Source organism: Marinobacterium sp. xm-d-564, from assembly GCF_013283345.1.
In the GTDB taxonomy this organism is placed as follows: domain Bacteria; phylum Pseudomonadota; class Gammaproteobacteria; order Pseudomonadales; family Balneatricaceae; genus Marinobacterium_E.
Map to the genome: position 1 here is coordinate 308,713 of NZ_WBYO01000002.1, position 18,929 is coordinate 327,641.

General features: G+C 47.7%; 10 protein-coding genes and 1 tRNA gene. 8 read left to right on the forward strand and 3 right to left on the reverse strand.

Annotated elements, in window-relative coordinates; genetic code table 11:
• The first annotated feature begins 20 nt into the window (after positions 1 to 20).
• Positions 21 to 2,051 carry an excinuclease ABC subunit UvrB gene (gene uvrB / locus XMD564_RS03790; RefSeq protein WP_173482455.1) on the forward strand — a complete coding sequence of 677 codons (2,031 nt, stop codon included), beginning with the start codon at positions 21 to 23 and terminating at the stop codon, positions 2,049 to 2,051.
• Between the two features lie 153 nt (positions 2,052 to 2,204).
• On the opposite strand, the gene XMD564_RS03795 is transcribed toward uvrB, so the two are convergent.
• Positions 2,205 to 3,176 (reverse strand): TauD/TfdA family dioxygenase, encoded by a 972-nt coding sequence (locus tag XMD564_RS03795; RefSeq protein ID WP_173495540.1) that lies wholly within the window; start codon positions 3,174 to 3,176, stop codon positions 2,205 to 2,207.
• 422 nt (positions 3,177 to 3,598) lie between these two features.
• Positions 3,599 to 3,675 (reverse strand) — tRNA-Val (locus XMD564_RS03800).
• 148 nt (positions 3,676 to 3,823) lie between these two features.
• On the opposite strand from XMD564_RS03800, the gene XMD564_RS03805 reads away from it, so the two are divergent.
• The 7 genes from XMD564_RS03805 to recD all read left to right on the forward strand — a co-directional run bounded on the left by XMD564_RS03805 (position 3,824) and on the right by recD (position 18,066).
• Positions 3,824 to 6,709, forward strand: a complete 2,886-nt coding sequence (locus XMD564_RS03805) for a chemotaxis protein CheB (protein ID WP_371740249.1) — start codon at positions 3,824 to 3,826, stop codon at positions 6,707 to 6,709.
• An 88-nt stretch (positions 6,710 to 6,797) separates the two neighbouring features.
• Positions 6,798 to 7,214 carry a DsrE family protein gene (locus tag XMD564_RS03810; RefSeq protein ID WP_173484500.1) on the forward strand — a complete coding sequence of 139 codons (417 nt, stop codon included), beginning with the start codon at positions 6,798 to 6,800 and terminating at the stop codon, positions 7,212 to 7,214.
• Between the two features lie 36 nt (positions 7,215 to 7,250).
• On the forward strand, positions 7,251 to 8,387 hold the full coding sequence (locus tag XMD564_RS03815; protein WP_173507831.1) for a sensor histidine kinase: 1,137 nt from the start codon (positions 7,251 to 7,253) through the stop codon (positions 8,385 to 8,387).
• Positions 8,377 to 9,114 carry a spermidine synthase gene (locus tag XMD564_RS03820; protein WP_173507832.1) on the forward strand — a complete coding sequence of 246 codons (738 nt, stop codon included), beginning with the start codon at positions 8,377 to 8,379 and terminating at the stop codon, positions 9,112 to 9,114. The genes XMD564_RS03815 and XMD564_RS03820 overlap by 11 nt, the downstream gene beginning before the upstream one ends.
• 57 nt (positions 9,115 to 9,171) lie before the next feature.
• Positions 9,172 to 12,570 carry an exodeoxyribonuclease V subunit gamma gene (gene recC, locus XMD564_RS03825; RefSeq protein WP_173507833.1) on the forward strand — a complete coding sequence of 1,133 codons (3,399 nt, stop codon included), beginning with the start codon at positions 9,172 to 9,174 and terminating at the stop codon, positions 12,568 to 12,570.
• A complete protein-coding gene (gene recB, locus XMD564_RS03830) occupies positions 12,567 to 16,235 on the forward strand; it encodes an exodeoxyribonuclease V subunit beta (RefSeq protein ID WP_173507834.1) in 3,669 nt (1,222 codons plus the stop codon). Before recC ends, recB begins: the two co-directional genes overlap by 4 nt.
• A complete protein-coding gene (recD, locus tag XMD564_RS03835) occupies positions 16,222 to 18,066 on the forward strand; it encodes an exodeoxyribonuclease V subunit alpha (protein ID WP_173494424.1) in 1,845 nt (614 codons plus the stop codon). Before recB ends, recD begins: the two co-directional genes overlap by 14 nt.
• Here recD and XMD564_RS03840 read toward each other — a convergent pair.
• Positions 18,063 to 18,929: a ribokinase gene (locus XMD564_RS03840; protein ID WP_173484506.1), complete on the reverse strand. Its 867-nt coding sequence runs from the start codon at positions 18,927 to 18,929 to the stop codon at positions 18,063 to 18,065. The genes recD and XMD564_RS03840 overlap by 4 nt on opposite strands.

An 18,929-nucleotide genomic window follows, 5' to 3' on the forward strand; every position in this document is an offset into this window, starting at 1 on the left:
TAATATTTTAGGTCTGATGAATGAAAACTCCGTTTAAAGTCTCATCCAAATTTGAACCTGCAGGGGATCAGCCAACGGCGATTGCTGGCCTAGTGGATGGTTTGGAGTCCGGTCTTGCGTCGCAAACTCTATTGGGTGTGACCGGTTCGGGTAAGACCTTTACCGTTGCCAACGTCATTGCTGAAGTTCAACGACCTACGATCATATTGGCGCACAATAAAACCCTGGCGGCTCAGCTGTACGGTGAGTTTAAGGAGTTTTTTCCAAACAACTCAGTAGAGTATTTTGTATCCTACTACGACTATTACCAACCAGAGGCCTATGTTCCATCGTCGGACACCTTCATCGAGAAAGACGCGTCGGTTAACGATCACATTGAGCAGATGCGACTCTCTGCAACCAAGGCTCTGTTAGAACGAGACGATGCCATCATTGTGGCCACCGTCTCAGCCATTTACGGTTTGGGTGACCCTAAATCCTATTTGGCGATGATGCTCCATTTGGACCGGGGCGATCGAATTGATCAGCGCGGGTTGTTGCGTCGACTGGCAGAGCTCCAATACACACGAAACGATATTGATTTGCACCGTGGTACCTATCGCGTCCGAGGGGATGTGATCGATATCTATCCTGCAGAATCGGATCGTGATGCGCTTCGCATTGAGCTGTTTGACGATGAGATTGAGGAGCTCGCCTGGTTTGATCCTTTAACCGGTGAAGTATTGCGTCGCGTGCCGCGTGCAACGGTCTACCCTAAAACCCACTACGTCACACCGCGCGAGACACTGCTTGAGGCGGTCGAGCATATCAAAGAGGAGTTGCGAGAGAGGCTCAAACAGCTTCGCGACAACAACAAGTTGGTGGAGGCGCAGCGGTTAGAACAGCGCACGCTCTATGATATTGAGATGATCCTCGAGCTAGGTTACTGCTCTGGTATTGAGAACTACTCGCGTTACCTGTCAGGGAAGCCTGCCGGTGCACCGCCACCGACCCTGTTCGAGTACCTACCAGATAATGCGTTGTTGGTGATCGATGAGTCTCATGTCACCGTTCCGCAGTTGGGTGCTATGTATCGTGGTGACCGTTCACGAAAAGAGACGCTGGTTGAGTACGGTTTCCGCTTACCCTCAGCGCTGGATAACCGACCGCTTAAGTTTGAGGAGTGGGAGCATCTAGCGCCCCAAATGATTTTTGTCTCTGCCACGCCCAGTAAATATGAAGCGGCCAATGCTCAAGCGATTGTTGAGCAGGTGGTTAGACCGACGGGGTTGGTCGATCCAGTGGTTGAAGTGAGGCCTGCTCAGACGCAGGTCGATGACCTGCTTGGGGAGGTACGTAAAACCGTCGCTAAAGGTGAGCGAGTTATTGTAACTGTGCTGACTAAGCGGATGGCCGAGGATTTAACAGAGTATCTAGCGGAGCATGATGTCAAAGTGCGCTACCTGCACTCTGATATCGATACTGTTGAGCGTGTTGAGATCATACGAGATCTACGAATAGGGGAGTTTGATGTCTTAGTCGGTATCAACCTGCTTCGTGAGGGTATCGACATGCCGGAAGTATCTCTAGTGACGATTCTTGATGCCGATAAAGAGGGCTTCTTACGATCGGATACCTCTATGATTCAGACCATCGGGCGTGCCGCGCGTAATGTAAATGGTCGAGCGATTCTCTATGCCGACCGAATTACCGGATCTATGCAGCGCGCGATGGATGAAACCGCGCGCCGTCGTGAAAAGCAGATTGCATTCAACGAAGAGCACGGCATTACGCCAAAAGGTATTCAGAAGTCCGTTGCTGACATCATGGAAGGGGCAACCATTCCTGGTAAGAAGGTGGGTAAACAATCAGCTCGTAAAGCGGCTGAACCAACGCCAGAGTACCAACTCTCTGCCAAAGCGATGTCGCCTAAAGAGCTCTCTAAAGCACTATCGACATTGGAAGACAAAATGTATGAAGCCGCTAAAAACTTGGAGTTTGAGAAGGCGGCTCAGTTGCGCGATCAGCTAGAGCAGTTGAAGCACTCGGCAATCGATACCGGACAAGACTAGCCTCTATATTTTTGGAGCGATCTGTTGGATCGGCATTATCTGTTGGAGCGGTCTTGCAAAGGCCGCGATGGGTTAATCATCTCATCTTCGACAAGACTCCAACAACCAATAAAAAACCCCGCAAAAGCGAGGTTTTTATAACACAGAGACCGACTATCGCTTAGCGATACCCTCTTTACCAGGGAAGTCAGGTGCACACTCTCGTGCGTTCGGCATCTTCAGCCAAAGTCGTAGGAGATGACGCTTCTTATCTTCCTCTTCGTAATCTTCAAAGCCAGTACGAGAGTGGAAAATTGTATAGTTATTAGCAAACTGAATATCACCCGGTTCCATCATCATATCCAAGCGGATATCGGGGTCATTCAAGATCGAATCAACCAGATCAAAGGCTTCTACCTCTACTGGTGACAGTGGCAGTCCAGCTTTCTCTTGTGCAATTTCAATGTACTGGCGCAGATGCATCGCACTCAGTTTGCCTTTGTAGTAACTGAAAATTGGTACCGGGCCGGCATCACCATTATTGATGTGCTCCATTAGGAAATGGCGGTGCAACAGGCCAAGGTACTCGGTATGGTTTTCTAGAATCTCATTGAAAAGAGTAATGGCGCTAGACAAGCTGCTCATGCCGCCGGATTTGGCTTTGCGAAGACTTAATAGTCCGACAACGTCAGAGAGGTCTGCGTGGTAGGGTAGATACTCATTGGTTTCATAAACACGGACCGATTTAGGATCTTTTGCACCGATATCTTTCACGTGGCCGATCATATCGCCTTTGATGTTCTGTGATACAGGGATACCCATATGAAGGCCAAGGCCGTAGTAGATAATTGCGGTCTCTTCGTCAGTGTAACGCTCAATAGGTAGGCCGCGGATAAGTATGAAGCCTTTGCCATCCTCAAGCTCGGTATTGAAGTAGTTGATCTCTTCCGCAAGCTCGGTGATCGGGAAATCTTCTTTAGTGAAGTTAGGTGTAGTTAGGCCTTTCGCTTTGACTGCGGCAAGTCCTTTTTCAAGAATGGCGATTGACTCATCGGACCAGTGGTAGATCCAAGATCCATCATCTTTTATATCTTTGCCTTTCCAAGCTGATGGGCCTTCGAATTTCTCTTTAAGAATGACTGACACTCTAAATTCCTCTGTACGAAATAGTATTAATTATTGTGATAAAGCTAAGGCCAATAGATTAGGCCAAGTATTAGAAATAACTGCTGTTACAATTATGATTGTTTAAGTGTATAACAATATTCAACTTTTGTATGGGGTATAAGTTGGAGCGGTCTTGAAAAGGCCGCGATAGGGTATCGTCTCATCTTCGATAAGACTCCAACAAAAGTGCACAAAAAAGCCCCGCTAAAGCGAGGCTTAATATCTGGTACGACCGAGGGATTCATTCGCACCTTCCATGGTGCTCACCCTTCGGGCAGCAAAGCTGTGCAAAAATAAAGTTGGAGCGGTCTTGAAAAGGCCGCGATAGGGCGTCGTCTCATCTACGATAAGACTCCAACAGAAGAATACAAAAAAGCCCCGCTAAAGCGAGGCTTAATATCTGGTACGACCGGGCAGATTCGAACTGCCGACCCCTACCATGTCAAGGTAGTGCTCTAACCAACTGAGCTACGGTCGTATTTGGCTGCGTATTTTATGGTGTGAAATTTATTCTGCAAGTAGAAAAGAGCTGGATGCAGATTATTTTTTTCTAACTATTCCTTTTTTACGTGATTCAACTATCCTGAATCTATAAACACTGATGTTAGAGGTCTGTTTTGGATAATGTGAATGATACTCGACTACCTGCCGAGATGTCTGATGGTTTAATTGTTGTGGCTTTGGGGGCATCTGCTGGTGGCCTTGAGGCTATTACAGCTGTACTGAGAAGCTCCCAACCTAATGGCCATTTAGCCTTTGTCATTGCCCAGCACATGGCACCTCAGCATCGCAGTCTGTTGGTTGAGTTGCTCTCTAAAAACTGTGATTACGAAGTGGTTGGGGCTGAAGATGGCGTCGAGATTAAACCCAACACCGTCTACGTTAACACTCCCAATACCGATATTTCAGTGGTTGATGGTCGATTCCATATCTCGTTACCTTCTGACGATGTGGGTGCTAAGCCCTCTATCGATAAGCTGTTTAAGTCGCTAGCCATCAACTACGGAAGCCGATCCATTGCCGTGGTTCTGTCGGGTACCGGCTCTGATGGTACGCAGGGTTTTCGTGAAGTGCGTGATGCAGGTGGTATTACGATCGCTCAACAACCGGATACGGCTAAGTACGATGGCATGCCAAACTCAGCGATCCGTGCGCGTTTGGCAGATCTAATCCTATCCCCAGAAGAGATTGCTAACTACCTGTCCGACAGTCACCACCGTCCTGAGGTGTTGAAGTCTGTTGGAAAAGATGAAGAGACGGTTGTCTCAATCGACTCTCTTATTGAGCGTATTTTGACAGAGACTGGCTTGGATTTCCGTCAATACAAACGGGCAACGCTTGAGCGTCAACTTCAGCGCCGTATGTCAGCGTTAAGGCTCAACTCTATCGATGACTATTTTGCGCATGTAGACAAAGACCCTGATGAGTTGGAGTTGGTTCAGCGCAGCTTTCTCATCTCTGTTACCAGCTTCTTTCGTGATGAAGAGGCGTTTGATGCACTGGGTAAAGTGCTTGATAACATCATTAAACAAGCAGAACAGAGTCGCTCTATTCGTATTTGGGTTCCTGCCTGTGCTACCGGTGAGGAGGTCTACACCATCGCCATTATGTTGGCGGAGCGTCTAGGCGCAACCCTAAGAGGATTCGACGTTAAAATCTTTGCTACGGATATCAATGAACTCAATCTAGATATCGCTAGGCAGGGTATCTATGTCGATGCTGCGGTAGAAAATCTCTCTCCTGCGATGTTAAGTACCTATTTTGATCTAGAGGCTAATAAGTATCGGATTAAAAAGTGGGTTAGAGACATGTGTATGTTTGCTAAGCACGATCTGGTAAAAGACCCTTCTTTCCTTAGAATGAATCTTGTAAGTTGCCGTAACTTGATGATTTATTTGAATAACCCTCTGCAGGATCAGTTGGTCAATAATTTCCACTACGCTCTTAACCCTGGTGGCTACCTATTCTTAGGAAAGTCTGAATCCATAGGTTCAACGGGTGACAAACTGTTCGATTTTGTAGATAAATCGAACAAGCTCTACAAGCGTAAACCAGGTGCCGTCTCTTATGGTCGCTTCTCTGGTGCATTGGTGAAAGGTATTACCAATACGGTTCAGTCATTAAAAAACACCAATAATCCAACGCCAGCTCACCGGATAGAGGAGAAGGTCTTTTCAGCACTGATCGACAGTTTTGCCCCTCCTAGTATCCAGTTGAGTGATCAGTTCCAACCAATTAAGTACTTTGGGGATATCTCTCCCTACCTAAAAATCAATCCAGGTAAAGCTAACTTTGACATCGTCAGTCTGTCACATCCTCAGATACGGACCGAGGTTCGCGCTTTGATCAATAGGGTCTCCCGTGGCGAGCAGGACAAAATTGATCACATCGTGCGATTTAAGTTTCCTGATGATGTTACCTCTACCGTTAATATTTCGGTTCAACGCGTGGTTGATAACATCAGTGAAACTCAGGCCTACCTCATGAGTTTCAACCGTATTGTAGAGACTCCTGCCGTCAGCACCGATAATCCACCTAAGGCTTCTGCGGATGCGGGAGTGGTTGAAGAGCTAGAAGAGGAGTTGCAACGTACTCGCGATCACCTTCAGGCCGTTGTTGAAGAGCTTGAGACCTCAAATGAAGAGCTTCAGGCTCTGAATGAAGAGTTGCAAGCTTCGACCGAGGAGCTGCAGGCTTCTAATGAGGAGTTGGAAACGACTAACGAGGAGTTGCAAGCCACCAATGAAGAGTTAACAACCGTTAACGACGAGTTACAGGCTAAATCGATTCTGTTGACTGACAGTAATGAAACCTTAGTGAATATTCAGCGTTCATTGGATATGGGTTTGATCGTGGTGGATACTGATCATCGCGTCGCTCGATTCACACCGCAAGCCGTTCGACTCTTCGGTATTTTGCCGGACGATGTAGGCCATAAGTTGACTAAGCTGCCTCGTCACATTGATGTTCCAGATTTTGAAAAGCTTCTGGATAATGTCATCCAGACAGGCTCTCCTGTGCGCCGGGAGTTGGAAAGTAAGGGTGAAAAATACCTTATGAACATCAGCCCATATCGCCGTGATCAAGGAATTATTTCGGGTGCTGTACTGACCTTTACCGAAACCACCAAATTGAGTGAATCGATTGATCATGCCTCTCTCGTAGATGCCATGTTAAATGAGGTCGGTAAAGTTATTTCAGAAGGCGTTATGATCCTAGCACCAGGCTTTGCAAAGATCCTGCATGTATCTCAGCGCTTAGAGCAGATCACAATGCGTAACTCTGATGTTCTCTTAAGAGATTCTGAAACCTTCCTCGATATCGTTGATCATGGTGATAGGGAGCGTGTCGCTAATCACTACAAGGACAGTGAGACGCAAGGCTGGGACATGACCTACAAGATCAAACGTCGAGATGGCTCAATCGTCAAAGTTCATGACGTTGCTAAACGTGAAGAGGTTGATGCCCATGAGCACGATATCATCACTTCAATCATTAGGGTTATTGACTAGTGCTTGACTAATTAACCCTATGATTCTAAAAATGAAAGCCTCGGCAGTGCCGGGGCTTTTTTATAACTAAAAAAAACAGGGTTTTACCATGAAAAAAACACTTCTACTCGCTGCAGCTTTAGTTTCAACTTCAGCGTTCGCTGACACTCAACGTCTCGCAATTCATGTTGATGAAAACGATCCTAAAGTAATGAACTTAGCACTAAACAATGCGCAAAATGTTAAAGCTTACTATTCAGCGAAAGGTGATGATGTGATTGTTGAACTGGTTGCCTATGGCCCTGGTTTAAACATGTATCTTGAAAATTCGCCGGTAAAAGAGCGTCTGGAAACTCTAGGTATGGATGAGAGTTTCAAGTTTTCGGCGTGTAATAACACTTATACAAAAATGAGCAAGAAAGCTGGCAAGGATTTGGTGTTGCTGAGTGAAGCCAAAAAAGTACCCTCTGGCGTCGTGCGTTTGATGGAGCTTCAGAAAGAGGGTTATGCTTACTTACGCCCTTAACGCTAAGGGGCTTCGGCCCCTCTATTGAGATTTCACATGCAGCTTCTGATTGCTGATGACAGCCCAACGTTTAGGGCGCAGCTTGAATTTGTAGCTAGACAAATTGGCCATAACCCTAGTGTTTTTGAAACCGGTGACCAGTTGTGGGAGCACATTCAATCACATGGGCTCACTCCCTCTCTACTACTACTCGATTGGGAGATGCCAGGTCTGTCAGGCCCAGACCTCTGTGAAAAGATACGCTTAGCTTATCCCCATCTAGCAATTCATATCATTCTTGTCACCAGTCGAGACGAGACAACCAGTCTTGTTGATGGTCTCTCTTCAGGGGCCGATGATTACGTAACCAAACCGATTAATCGTGATGAGCTAGCGGCTCGCTTGTCCGTTGGGCAGCGAAATATTCTGCTTAGACAGCAGTTGCTAACCATTAATGAGCAACGCATTGCCGCTGAAAAGCTTGCCTCTGTTGCACAGCTAGCCAGTGGGGCGGCACATGAGATCAATAATCCCTTAGCGTTCGTGCGATCTAATTTGGATTATGTTTCGAGTCAAACATCACTACTATCAACACTGAATGAGCTGCTTAACTCCTCTGAGACCAGCTTGCCTCAGTTAAGAGATTGGTTTAACAGGCACCACTTCTCTGAATTGTTTGATGAGCTCGAAGAGGTTTCCCGTGAGTCACTGCAGGGGGTAACCAGAATACAATCGATAGTCGAGGGGTTACTCAGATTCAACTCCGAACAGGGTTTGCAGCGACAGACTGTTGATCTGAATGGTTTGCTTATTCAGCTTCTACCTAAAGGAGCTGCATTGTCGCTTCCTGAAGCCTTATCTGTTGTGGCCGATCCAAAACAGTTAGAGAAGATGTTTGCCGCTGTAATAGAGAACGCTGTGTTGGCGTCTCAAGAGGTGAGCACGATCAGGATACAAGGTCGCTTAGTGGGTGGTGAGATAGAGATATCGGTTAAGGACAGCGGTGTTGGCATGAGTGATGAGCAGAGAGCGAGAGCCTTTGATCCCTTCTATACCACGCGATCTATTGGATCTGGATTAGGGTTGGGATTGAGTTTAGCTCAGGGTATTGCACGACAACACAATGCTGAATTAACGCTAGACAGTCAGTTGGGCATAGGTACTACCGTGATCTATCGTTGTCATGCTGCCTAAAGAGATCTATCGCGGCCATGATGAGTTTGGCACTGTCATTGTCTTGGATGATGGAAACTGTCGCTATCTAAGCTTTGGTGAAACTGATGAGCAGAGCTGTATCCTTAAACAGTCTCCAGAAGTGCCTCAATATGCCTTTATAAGGGCGATGATCTTTCCTCTTTTGTATCTTTCCCCTAACCGTGCTCTCTCGCTAGGTCTGGGAGCTGGCTCTCTGAATGGGGCGCTGCACTCCATTTTGCCAAATGTGAAACAGGAGATTGTTGAGATCAGTCCTGAGGTGGTTGAGGTTGCTCATAGGTACTTCTATCTGCCTCGGTCTAAACGAATCAACATTGAGGTGTCTGATGCCTATGAATATCTGCAAAGACCAGTGAAACGTAAGTTTGATCTGATCACTGCGGATTTATACACCTCTGAGGGATTGAATGAGATTCAAGTTGAAGCGGTGTTTATCGATGCGGCAGTGGCACGATTGAGTCCAAAAGGTTGGTTGGTGCTTAACTGCTGGAGTGATCATCGTGAAGTGGAGATTTTAGACAGGCTACGTGAACGATTCGATTCTCTTTTTAGTTGTACCACGGGCGATGGTAACTGGGTTCTTTTTGCGACGAACGGGACCGTTGATGTTAGCAGCTCTCAGATGAAGAGTCGTATTAAAGAGCTGAGTTCACGTGCAGGCTTTGCTGTAAACACCATCGCTAAACGAGTCAGACAAATCATCTAAATGCTTGTTTTTTCTATCCTGATTGAGACAATGGGAGAACTTAATCAGGGAGAGTGAATGGATCAGTCATACGACAGTCGAAACCGACCAGAACCGGGTTTGGTTATGCTTCACTCAAACCGTCAAGAGACCCTGAAATCAGTCTTGGTTGAGTGGCTTGCTAATCATCCGCTGGATCTTTTCGATAAAGAGGAGATACTGGTTCAAAGCAACGGTATTGGACAGTGGATTAAGTTTGCCCTAGCTGAAGATAGAGAGCAGGGCGGTGTGGGTGTTGCCGCTAACATCCAATTCTCTCTACCCTCTATGTTTATCTGGCGAGCCTATCGATCGGTACTGGGTGAAGAGGCCGTCCCTAAAGTCTCTCCATTTGATAAACCACGCTTAAGCTGGCGTCTATTCAGATTACTCAATCGCTTACCTCAAACCGCACCTTTCGAACCTCTCAATCAATTCCTGAAGGACGACTCTGATCAACAGAGGCGTTGGCAGTTGGCACAGCAGTTGGCGGATCTTTACGATCAATATCAGATCTATCGTGGCGATTGGCTGAACCATTGGGCAGAGGGTGGTGAGCAGATTACTGACGCCCAAAATCGTTCATTACCCCTCGCGGCGGATGATTGCTGGCAGTCGCTTTTATGGCAACTCATCTGTGACGATTTGGGTTCAGAACAATCACTCTCTCGTCCTGTTGTACACCAACGCTTTTTGCAATGCTGCTCAGAAGGTCATGTTGATCGGACAAAACTGCCTAAACGATTGATCATATTTGGCGTCTCATCGCTGCCTAAACAAGCCCTAGAGGCGATTGATGCTTTATCACAGCATATCCAGATTCTTTTCTGTGTTCTCAATCCTTGTAAGCACTACTGGGCCGATATCATTGATGGTCGGGACCTGTTAACGGCTAAGAATCGAAGACAGTTAGAAAAACCTGCAGAAGATCTATTCGCCATTGAGCATCCATCCCAGCCACTGTTAGCGGCCTGGGGTAAACAGGGGCGCGATTTTGTTCGTCTGTTGGATCTCTATGATGAGAGTCACTTTTTCCAGAGTCAGTTTGGTTTAAATCGAATCGATCTGTTTGAAGATGAAGCCACACCTAAGAGTTTGTTGCACCAAATACAGCATGACATACTCGAGCTAGAGTCACCTCAGTTCGAACCTAGGGTATTAGCCAGTGGTGATCAAAGTTTGCGTTTTGTTGAAGCTTACAGCGCACAACGTGAGGTAGATATCCTGCAAGATCAATTGATCAGTGCGTTGAGGGATGATCCAAGCTTGCGACCACGCGATATCTTGGTGATGGTACCGAATGTCGATGATTATCGTGCTCAGATCGAAAGCGTGTTTGGCCGACTTTCAACCAGTGATGAACGCTTCATCCCCTTTAGCATTAGTGATCAAAGTCGCTCTTCAACCCACTCCATGATTGGTGCGCTCGAGCGTCTATTGACACTAAACACCCAACGCATGGGCGTTACGGTCCTATTTGAGTTGTTAGATGTGCCCGCAATACGGCGTAAGTTCCAATTTGACACTGAGTCTTTAGCGACACTTCAAGAGTGGATCAATGATGCGGGTGTTCGATGGGGATTAAATGCACAACATCGATCCCTATTGGGTGTCACTACTGGAATAGAGCAGAACTCTTGGTTGTTTGGTCTGCGCCGATTGCTGACCGGTTATGCCTTAGGCGAATCTGACGGGGTTCGAGGCGTGGTACCTCTTACGTCAGTTAAAGGGGTCAGTGCCAATGCTGTAGGATCGCTGGCACAACTGTTAAGGGTGTTTTCTGAGTGGGCCAGTTTTATCGAGAATCACCATACACTTGATCTGTGGGTGGAACGAATCGAGCGCCTGATGACGCAGATATTCGATTGCATCGAACCTGATGAACAGATGATTGAGTCGTCGCTGTTGACTGAACTTAAGGCGATACAGGAGCGAGCCGCCTCAGCTGAGGTGTCAGAACCTGTCCCGCTCCATCTATTCAGTCAGCTTCTGCTTGATGCTTTGGATGCCCCCGATCTTAACCGTCGGTTTATGTCCGGCGGCGTCACTTTTGCGACTCTCATGCCAATGCGTGCGATTCCCTTTAAACGGATCTATCTACTGGGTATGCAGGACGGTGCTTACCCTCGACCCCAGGTTAGAAACGACTTTGATTTAATGGCGCGCTCGTCACTCTTTAGACCAGGTGATCGTTCTCGCAGGGACGATGATCGATACCTCTTTCTTGAAGCCTTGCTATCAGCGAGGGAGTCGCTTTCAATCAGTTGGGTAGGGCGCAGTGCGGTGGACAATAGTGAACGACCTCCCTCGGTCTTGGTCGCTCAGCTGCGTGATTTTATTGATGCGCATTGGGTCAATCCTGACAAGGCAGTAAAGGTATTAGAACTGTTAACCGACAAACACCCTCTGCAGCCATTCGCACAGGACTATTTTGATCAAAACTCTGCCTTAATCACCTTTGCTCATGAGTGGCAGGCAGTGCATCAGCCTGATTCAGAGCTGAACTCGGTTGCTGCATCGGTTGAGCTAGATCTGCAGCTGTCCATTGACGAGCTCAATCGTTTTTACAAAGCACCTGCTCGATACTACTACCAATCACTGATTGGGACCTCACTGCCTCTCCCGAAAGAGCAGTCACAGGAGAGTGAACCCTTCGTGATCTCTAAGCTTGATGATCATCTGCTCAAGTCGGCGGCAGTAGAACTGCTCGGATACCCCAACAAAGAGGATCGTGAGATCAAGATAGAATCTGTTGTCGATCGGTTAAAAGATCTGGGCACGTTACCCTGGGGTGGTTACGCGGAAAAACCAGTTAGAGCTATAAAGAGCCACCTTGGATCGATCTGTCGACATCTTGATTGGCTCACCGATCGATACAATTGGCAGCAGCAGGACAGTCTTAAGCTTCATCTCGCGATGAGCGATGCGACCATTACCGGTGAAAGTGGTGCTCTTTACCAGCTAGAAAAGCAGTGGGCCACTGTGGTGAAGCTTAGCGGTGCAGCGATTGAAAAAGGAGCGGTCAAACAGGATCGCATGTTAGGCAGTTGGCCAAAACACCTTCTCTTAAATGCCTGCTTAGGGCCTACGACCACTTATTTTATTGGTCCTGATGCTGTGACCCATCTTAAAGTGGTTGAGTCTCAAGAGGCGATCCGGTTGCTTGAAGCCTTAGATCAAGCGCGTCGAGAGATGCTTGAAAGTCCCAAACCGATTGCGGCTAGAACCTCGCTTGCTCTGTTAAATAAGGGCGAGTCACAGGCTGCCACTCAGTTTGAGGGTGAGTTCACCTTTAATGAACGGCAACGTGAGCCTGAATTGGCTCAACTCTGGGAGAGTTTTGAACAGATCAAAGAGGCTGGGTTAGCGGATTTTGCGGCGCGCCTCTACTCGCCACTAATTGAATACAGTGATATCTGGCGTGAGGGTAGCCGATGACCCCTATATCACTGAACCCACTAGAGTTCCCATTCTCGGGCGCATCCTTGATCGAAGCGAGTGCGGGTACTGGTAAAACCTATACCTTGGCGGCCCTCTACGTTCGCTTGGTGCTGGGACATGGCGGTGATCAGGCTTTCAAAAGAGAGCTACTGCCACCCGAAATTTTGGTCGTAACCTTTACCAATGCCGCGACACTCGAATTGCGAGACCGTATTCGCAGTAACTTAAGCACGACTGCGCGGGTGTTTAGGGAGCTAGAGCAGAGTGACGATCACTTTACCTCTGCATTAATGCAGAGTTATCCCCCTGAGGAGTGGGAAGGCTGCGCATTGAAATTGGAACGTGCCGCTGACTGGATGGATGAAGCAGCAATTTTCACCATTCATGGTTGGGCACAGCGCATGCTGACAGCGCATGCGTTCGACTCTAATACTCTGTTTGATCTACAACTGGGTGATGATGGCTTGGCCCAACTCGAAGAGGCGTGTCGAGATTACTGGCGTATTCACTGTTCGGTGTTGGAGCCCAGAGTGGCTGAACAGATAGGGACTCTCTTGAAGTCACCAGAGGCTCTCTACGGTTGGATCTATCGATCACTGTCAAGCGATGCCAAACTGCACTGGAAAGGGGAACCTCTTGATAAGAGTGTTGATCCTCGCACTGTCGCTCAGTCCATCAATAAGTGGCTTAACGACTTAGAGAGCTGTAGCACTAAGCTGCTGACTATTTGGCGGGATCACATTGATGAGATTGAAGCATCACTGAGAGGCCAGTTTGAGGCCAAACACTTTAATGGTGGGCGAGTTAAAGAGCCTGGTTTCAGTGATCAGCTTCTGGCGATGCGACAGTGGGCCATTGATGGAGAGGTGCCTGACAGTCCGGATTCACTGATTCAATATTTGACCTTTGAAGGCAAACTAAACAAAGGCAAGCCTCTGCCTGATCACCCAGCAGTGGATCTACTTTCTGCCTATACAGACCGTCTTCAGCGTCGTCCAAAACTCGAACCCATTTTATTGCACGCCTTAGACTGGGTATCAGAGCGTTTTACGCTGCTCAAAGAGAGCACAGGTGCCCTCGATTTTGATGATCTTTTAGTCCTTCTAGAGAGGGGGCTTAAAGGGCCACTGGGGAGTAACTTAGCTTCCAGAGTCCGTACACAGTATCCAGTCGCGTTGATAGATGAGTTTCAAGATACCGACCCACTGCAGTTCAGTATATTCAGTACGCTTTATCAAAATGTTGATGATTGCGCGTGGATCATGATTGGAGATCCAAAACAGGCCATCTACAGTTTTAGGGGGGCTGATATTCATACCTATCTCGAGGCGAGAGAGGGGAGCCAAGATAAACTCTATACCCTTGGCACCAACTATCGTTCGAGTGAATCGGTCATTTCTGCGGTTAATGGACTCTTTGTCGATGCTGATCTCAAAGAGAAGGGGGCTTTTCTCTTCAGAGACGTCCATGGTGTGAATCATCTGCCGTTTTATCCGGTTAACGCCAACGGCTTAAAGAGCAGCCTAACCTCAAATAATCAGAGGCTCGATGGTCTACATCTGTTCTGCTTGGACGATGGCGAGTGCATTAATAAGCCTCGTTATCATCAAGCGCTGGCCACTCATACCGCAAGCAAAATCGCCTCGTTACTGAACCGGTCAGATGCTGGCGAACTATCAATGGGTGATGAGCCTATACAGCCTGACGATATTGCCGTGCTAGTGAGAAATTTCACTGAAGCTAAAGTGGTAAGAACAGCACTCGATCAATCAGGTATCTCTTCAGTCTATCTGTCTGATAAAGAGAGTGTGTTTGAGTCACAAGAGGCGGAAGATCTTTGGCGAATTCTAAATGCCATAGCTCATCCACGGTCAAAATCGTTAATCATGGCTGCGTTAGCCTCGCCGGTTCTCTGCTTAACACGTGACCAACTCTTGCATCTGAATCAATCTGAGTCTGAGTGGGTCGATATTAGTCAGATCTTTGTTGAGCTCAATCAGATCTGGAAGCGAACTAATATTGCGGCCGTCATTCGAGCTCTGATCACCGAGTTTGATCTACCTCGTAAATTGAGAGCGACTCGAGGCAATAGGGTAGAGAGAAGTTTAACGAATCTATTGCACCTGGCTGAATTGCTTCAGAAACAGGTATCGGTTGTGAATGGTGAGCTGGGTATTATTCGTTACCTAGGCGAGCAGATCGTCAATCCGAGCGGTACAGGTGAGGAGCAGCTCATTCGCATGGAATCGGACTCCGGGCGAGTTCAAGTCATCACCATGCACAAATCCAAAGGGCTAGAGTATCCGATTGTATTTATCCCCTTTGGTGTCAGCAGCCAGTCCATAAAGGTGAGTGATAAGGGCTTAACCTATCGTCTTAATGGGCAAAAAGTTCAAGAACTGAATAAAGATACTCAGAAACACGAGAAGCCACTCAGTGAACGGGAGATGCTTGAAGAGGAGGTGCGGCTAATGTACGTCGCACTCACTCGAGCAAAATATGCCTGTTGGATAGGCTTGGGTGCCGTTGACGGTTTTGAGAAGTCCGCAATGGCAAGCCTTCTTGGAATCAACGAGGCACTTCCCAAAAAACCGTCCAAAGAGGATCTCTACGACGCACTCAGCCAGGCCATTCTTAATTTGGGCCAGCGAGATGGGGTTTTTCTTGAATCGGTCTCTGATCAAGTTGAACAAAGAGAGGTTAAAACGAATCGTCTGTTCTCACCTGAATGCCAGCGATTAACTCAACCTGTTAATTGCGAATCTTGGTGGATGACCAGTTACTCTGCCATCGCAAGTCGCACTCAATCTCATGCAGTCGACTCTAAGATCGAAGAGAATTTGTTGGATCAATCGATTACTGAAACGGAGCCGTTCGATCATTTAATTCGTTTTGATCAAGCCAAGCCCGGAACCATTCACGCCTTTGAGCGTGGGGCGATTCCAGGTAATTTTTTGCATGAAGTATTAGAGCGAGCAGCAGAGCAGAGTTTTTCTCAAACCGCGACCCATCCCGAACTCATAAAGAGTGCCGTATGCATTGAGCAACAGCCAAGTCGATGGCATCAGAATGGATTGATGATAGAGCAATGGCTTGAATCGATGCTATCCACACCTATTGATCTTGGCTTTGAGCTGACACTTGCAGGCTTATCTCACTACCAAGCTGAGATGGAGTTTATCTTCAGTGCCCATCATCTCTCTGTCGCGGAACTGGATCAGCTCTGTATTGAGTCAATCTATCCTGAGTTAGAGCGGCCGAGATTGGAACAGCAGACGATCAATGGCCTGTTAAAAGGGTTCATTGATCTTACATTTGAAGTGAATGGGCAGTACTGGGTATGTGATTATAAATCCAACTGGCTAGGACCTGATGCCTCCCATTACACTGAGTCTAAGATGCAAGAGGCGCTGGTGGAGCATCGTTATGATCTGCAGTTGATGATCTACCTGCTCGCCCTGCATCGACAGCTGTTGGCCCGCGATGTTGAATATAGAGAGAATCCAGTCAAAGGATTTAATGAGAAAGTGGGCGGGGCACTCTACCTCTATCTTCGTGGCGTGCCAGAGGGAGAGGGGTGTTTAGCAATCAAGCCAAGCTATGAACAGATCGAGCGTTTGGATCAGTTGTTTAAACAGGGAGCAGACAGTGCAGCAAGTTGATTTATGGTCTGACTCAAACACTGATTTGAATCTAAATCAGATCTTAGAGCTTTGGTTGGAAGCAGGTTGGATTCGTTCTATTGATATGGAACTCGCACTTCACCTATCGGAACTGTATGACAATCAATCGGCATGGGCGGGTTTAGCCTTAGTCTTAGTCAGTCATCAGCTAGGGCGTGGGCACAGTTGTGTCGATGTTCACTCCCTCTATAAGGATCCTGATCGTTACCTGGCACTTCCACCGGAGTTTGCAAAATTAGCCGGTATACCTTTACCCAGTGAGCTGTTTAAGCAATTAACAAAGAGTGAGTGGCTTGACGCAGTTCATCAGAGTCCGTTGATGGGCCTGCCCGATGAGAATACCCCCCTAATATTTGATCATGAGCGTCTCTACTTAAGGCGCATGTGGCAGGTAGAGTCTCGCGTTGCAGAGCGGTTAAAACAGCGTCTATCGAAACCCTCCAGCAACACGGACTCGTTAGAAAAGTATCTGAACCAACTGTTTCCGAACGATGACGCCAGCATTGATTGGCAGCGAGAGGCCTGTGCAAAGTCTGCAATTAAGCGTTTTTCAGTTATTACCGGTGGTCCAGGTACCGGTAAAACGACGACAGTGGTTAAATTGCTGGCGCTACTAAAACGTCTAGCGGATGACCAAGGTGATACCTTTGACATTGCACTTGCAGCGCCAACTGGCAAAGCGGCGGCACGTTTGTCATCCTCAATTGGGAGTGCACTTGAGCGCCTTCCAGAAGGTTTTGGAGAGGGGTTACACGCTCAAGTTGATACGGTCCACCGACTCATTGGTGTCTCTTCGGCTGGTCGAAGAAATCGTTATCATAAGGGGCATACTTTGGCGGTTGATCTGTTGATTGTAGATGAAGCATCCATGTTGGATATTGAGCTGTTCGATGCGCTGCTTGATGCATTGAGTGATCGCACACAGCTTATTCTATTAGGCGATAAGGATCAGTTAGCCTCAGTTGAGGCAGGCTCTGTCTTGGCAGACCTCTGCCGTGTTGAGAGTGATACAAACCCAGAAGGCTTTGTTAGCCAACTTAAAATCAGTCACCGCTTCAACAGTGAGTCTGGCATTGGTCAGCTAGCCAAGGCCGTCAACCAGGGGTCTTTAACTGACTACCAAGCTGTTTGGCGACAGACCTACAGCGATATTCACTATCAAACGGGAGCTGACCTGCGTCAGCAGATCGCTGATCGAGTCTTAAGTAGCGATCCACAGATACCGGGTTATACGAGCTACTTAGGAAAACTCACTCAGCCATGTTGCGACCCACTTGAGGTGCTTAGGCTGTTTGACCACTTTAGGTTATTGACCCCTCTGCGTCGCGGACCAGAGGGTGTTGAATCGCTTAACCATATTTGTGAGACCCTATTAGCCAGAAAAGGGCTAATCGATCTGAGTCAAGAGTGGTATATCGGCCGTCCAGTAATGGTTACTGCCAATGATTACGCGGTAGGTCTAGCGAACGGAGATGTGGGTGTCTGTTTAGAGCGAGAGGGCAAGCCTAGTGTGGCGTTTATCAACGAATGCGGAGATGCGGTACGATGGATCGACCCCCTTCGTTTAGAGTCGGTAGAGACGGCTTACGCCATGACGGTGCACAAATCACAAGGCTCGGAGTTCAAGCACGTTGCGTATCTGTCACCTAGTCGAGCGAATCCTGTACTGAGTAGAGAGCTTCTCTACACCGCCATTACACGTGCCAGTTCACAATTTACTCTTATCGAGATGAACAGCAGTGTGACACAGCAGACAATCAGTACACAGACCGATAGAGCCAGTGGGCTTTATCATCGCTTAACCGATTAAAGGGCTAATTCAATCTCTTCTAAAGAGGGAATAGCATCCGCTGTCCCTGGGCGTGTCACCTGTATCGCCGCACCGGTAACCGCAAAGTGAAGTGATGCTTTAAGATCCCCGGTTTGGTCATAGCGCGCGAGGAAAAGCCCCAGAAATGTGTCACCGGCCCCGGTCGTATCAACGGCGTCGACAGTGGGTGAGGGCAGTATAAACTCATCCTCTGAGCCTATATATCGAACACCACGACTACCCAGTGTCACTAGAATATGATCAACGCCGCACTCTTTAATCGGGCGGTTCAATGCGCGCTCTAAATCCTTGGCCTCAATCTCATTGACGACCAACATATTGATTAACGGGAGCATCACTAGGGTCTTATCTGCGTCGAAGGGAGCTGCTGAATAGCAGAGCTTCATCCCTTTAGCCTTTGCGCATTTCATGAAGTGTTCAGTTTGCGAGGTCTCGTTTTGACAGAGCGCCCAATCAGACGCGGTTGCATCCTTTAAGCCCTCATCTACCATCTGTTCGGTAATAGCAAAGTTAGCACCTGGGTAGACAAGGATTTGATTCTCAGCCGACTCTTCATCGACCATAACAATGCCATGACCTGTTGGCGTTTCCGACATAAATAGGTGGGTCGTATCGATATTTAACGCTTCTAATTGGTCGAAGTATCGTTTATCTGCAGGGTGCATCGCACCTATATGCTTAACGCGACCACCCGCTTTAGCAATGGCAACACTCTGGTTGGCACCCTTGCCACCCAACCCCTGTGTAAAGTTATTGGCTGCGAGTGTTTCACCCGGCCTAACTAGGTGGGGCAGTGAGTAGAAGTAATCTATGTTGACTGAGCCTAGGTTGTAAATGGCCAT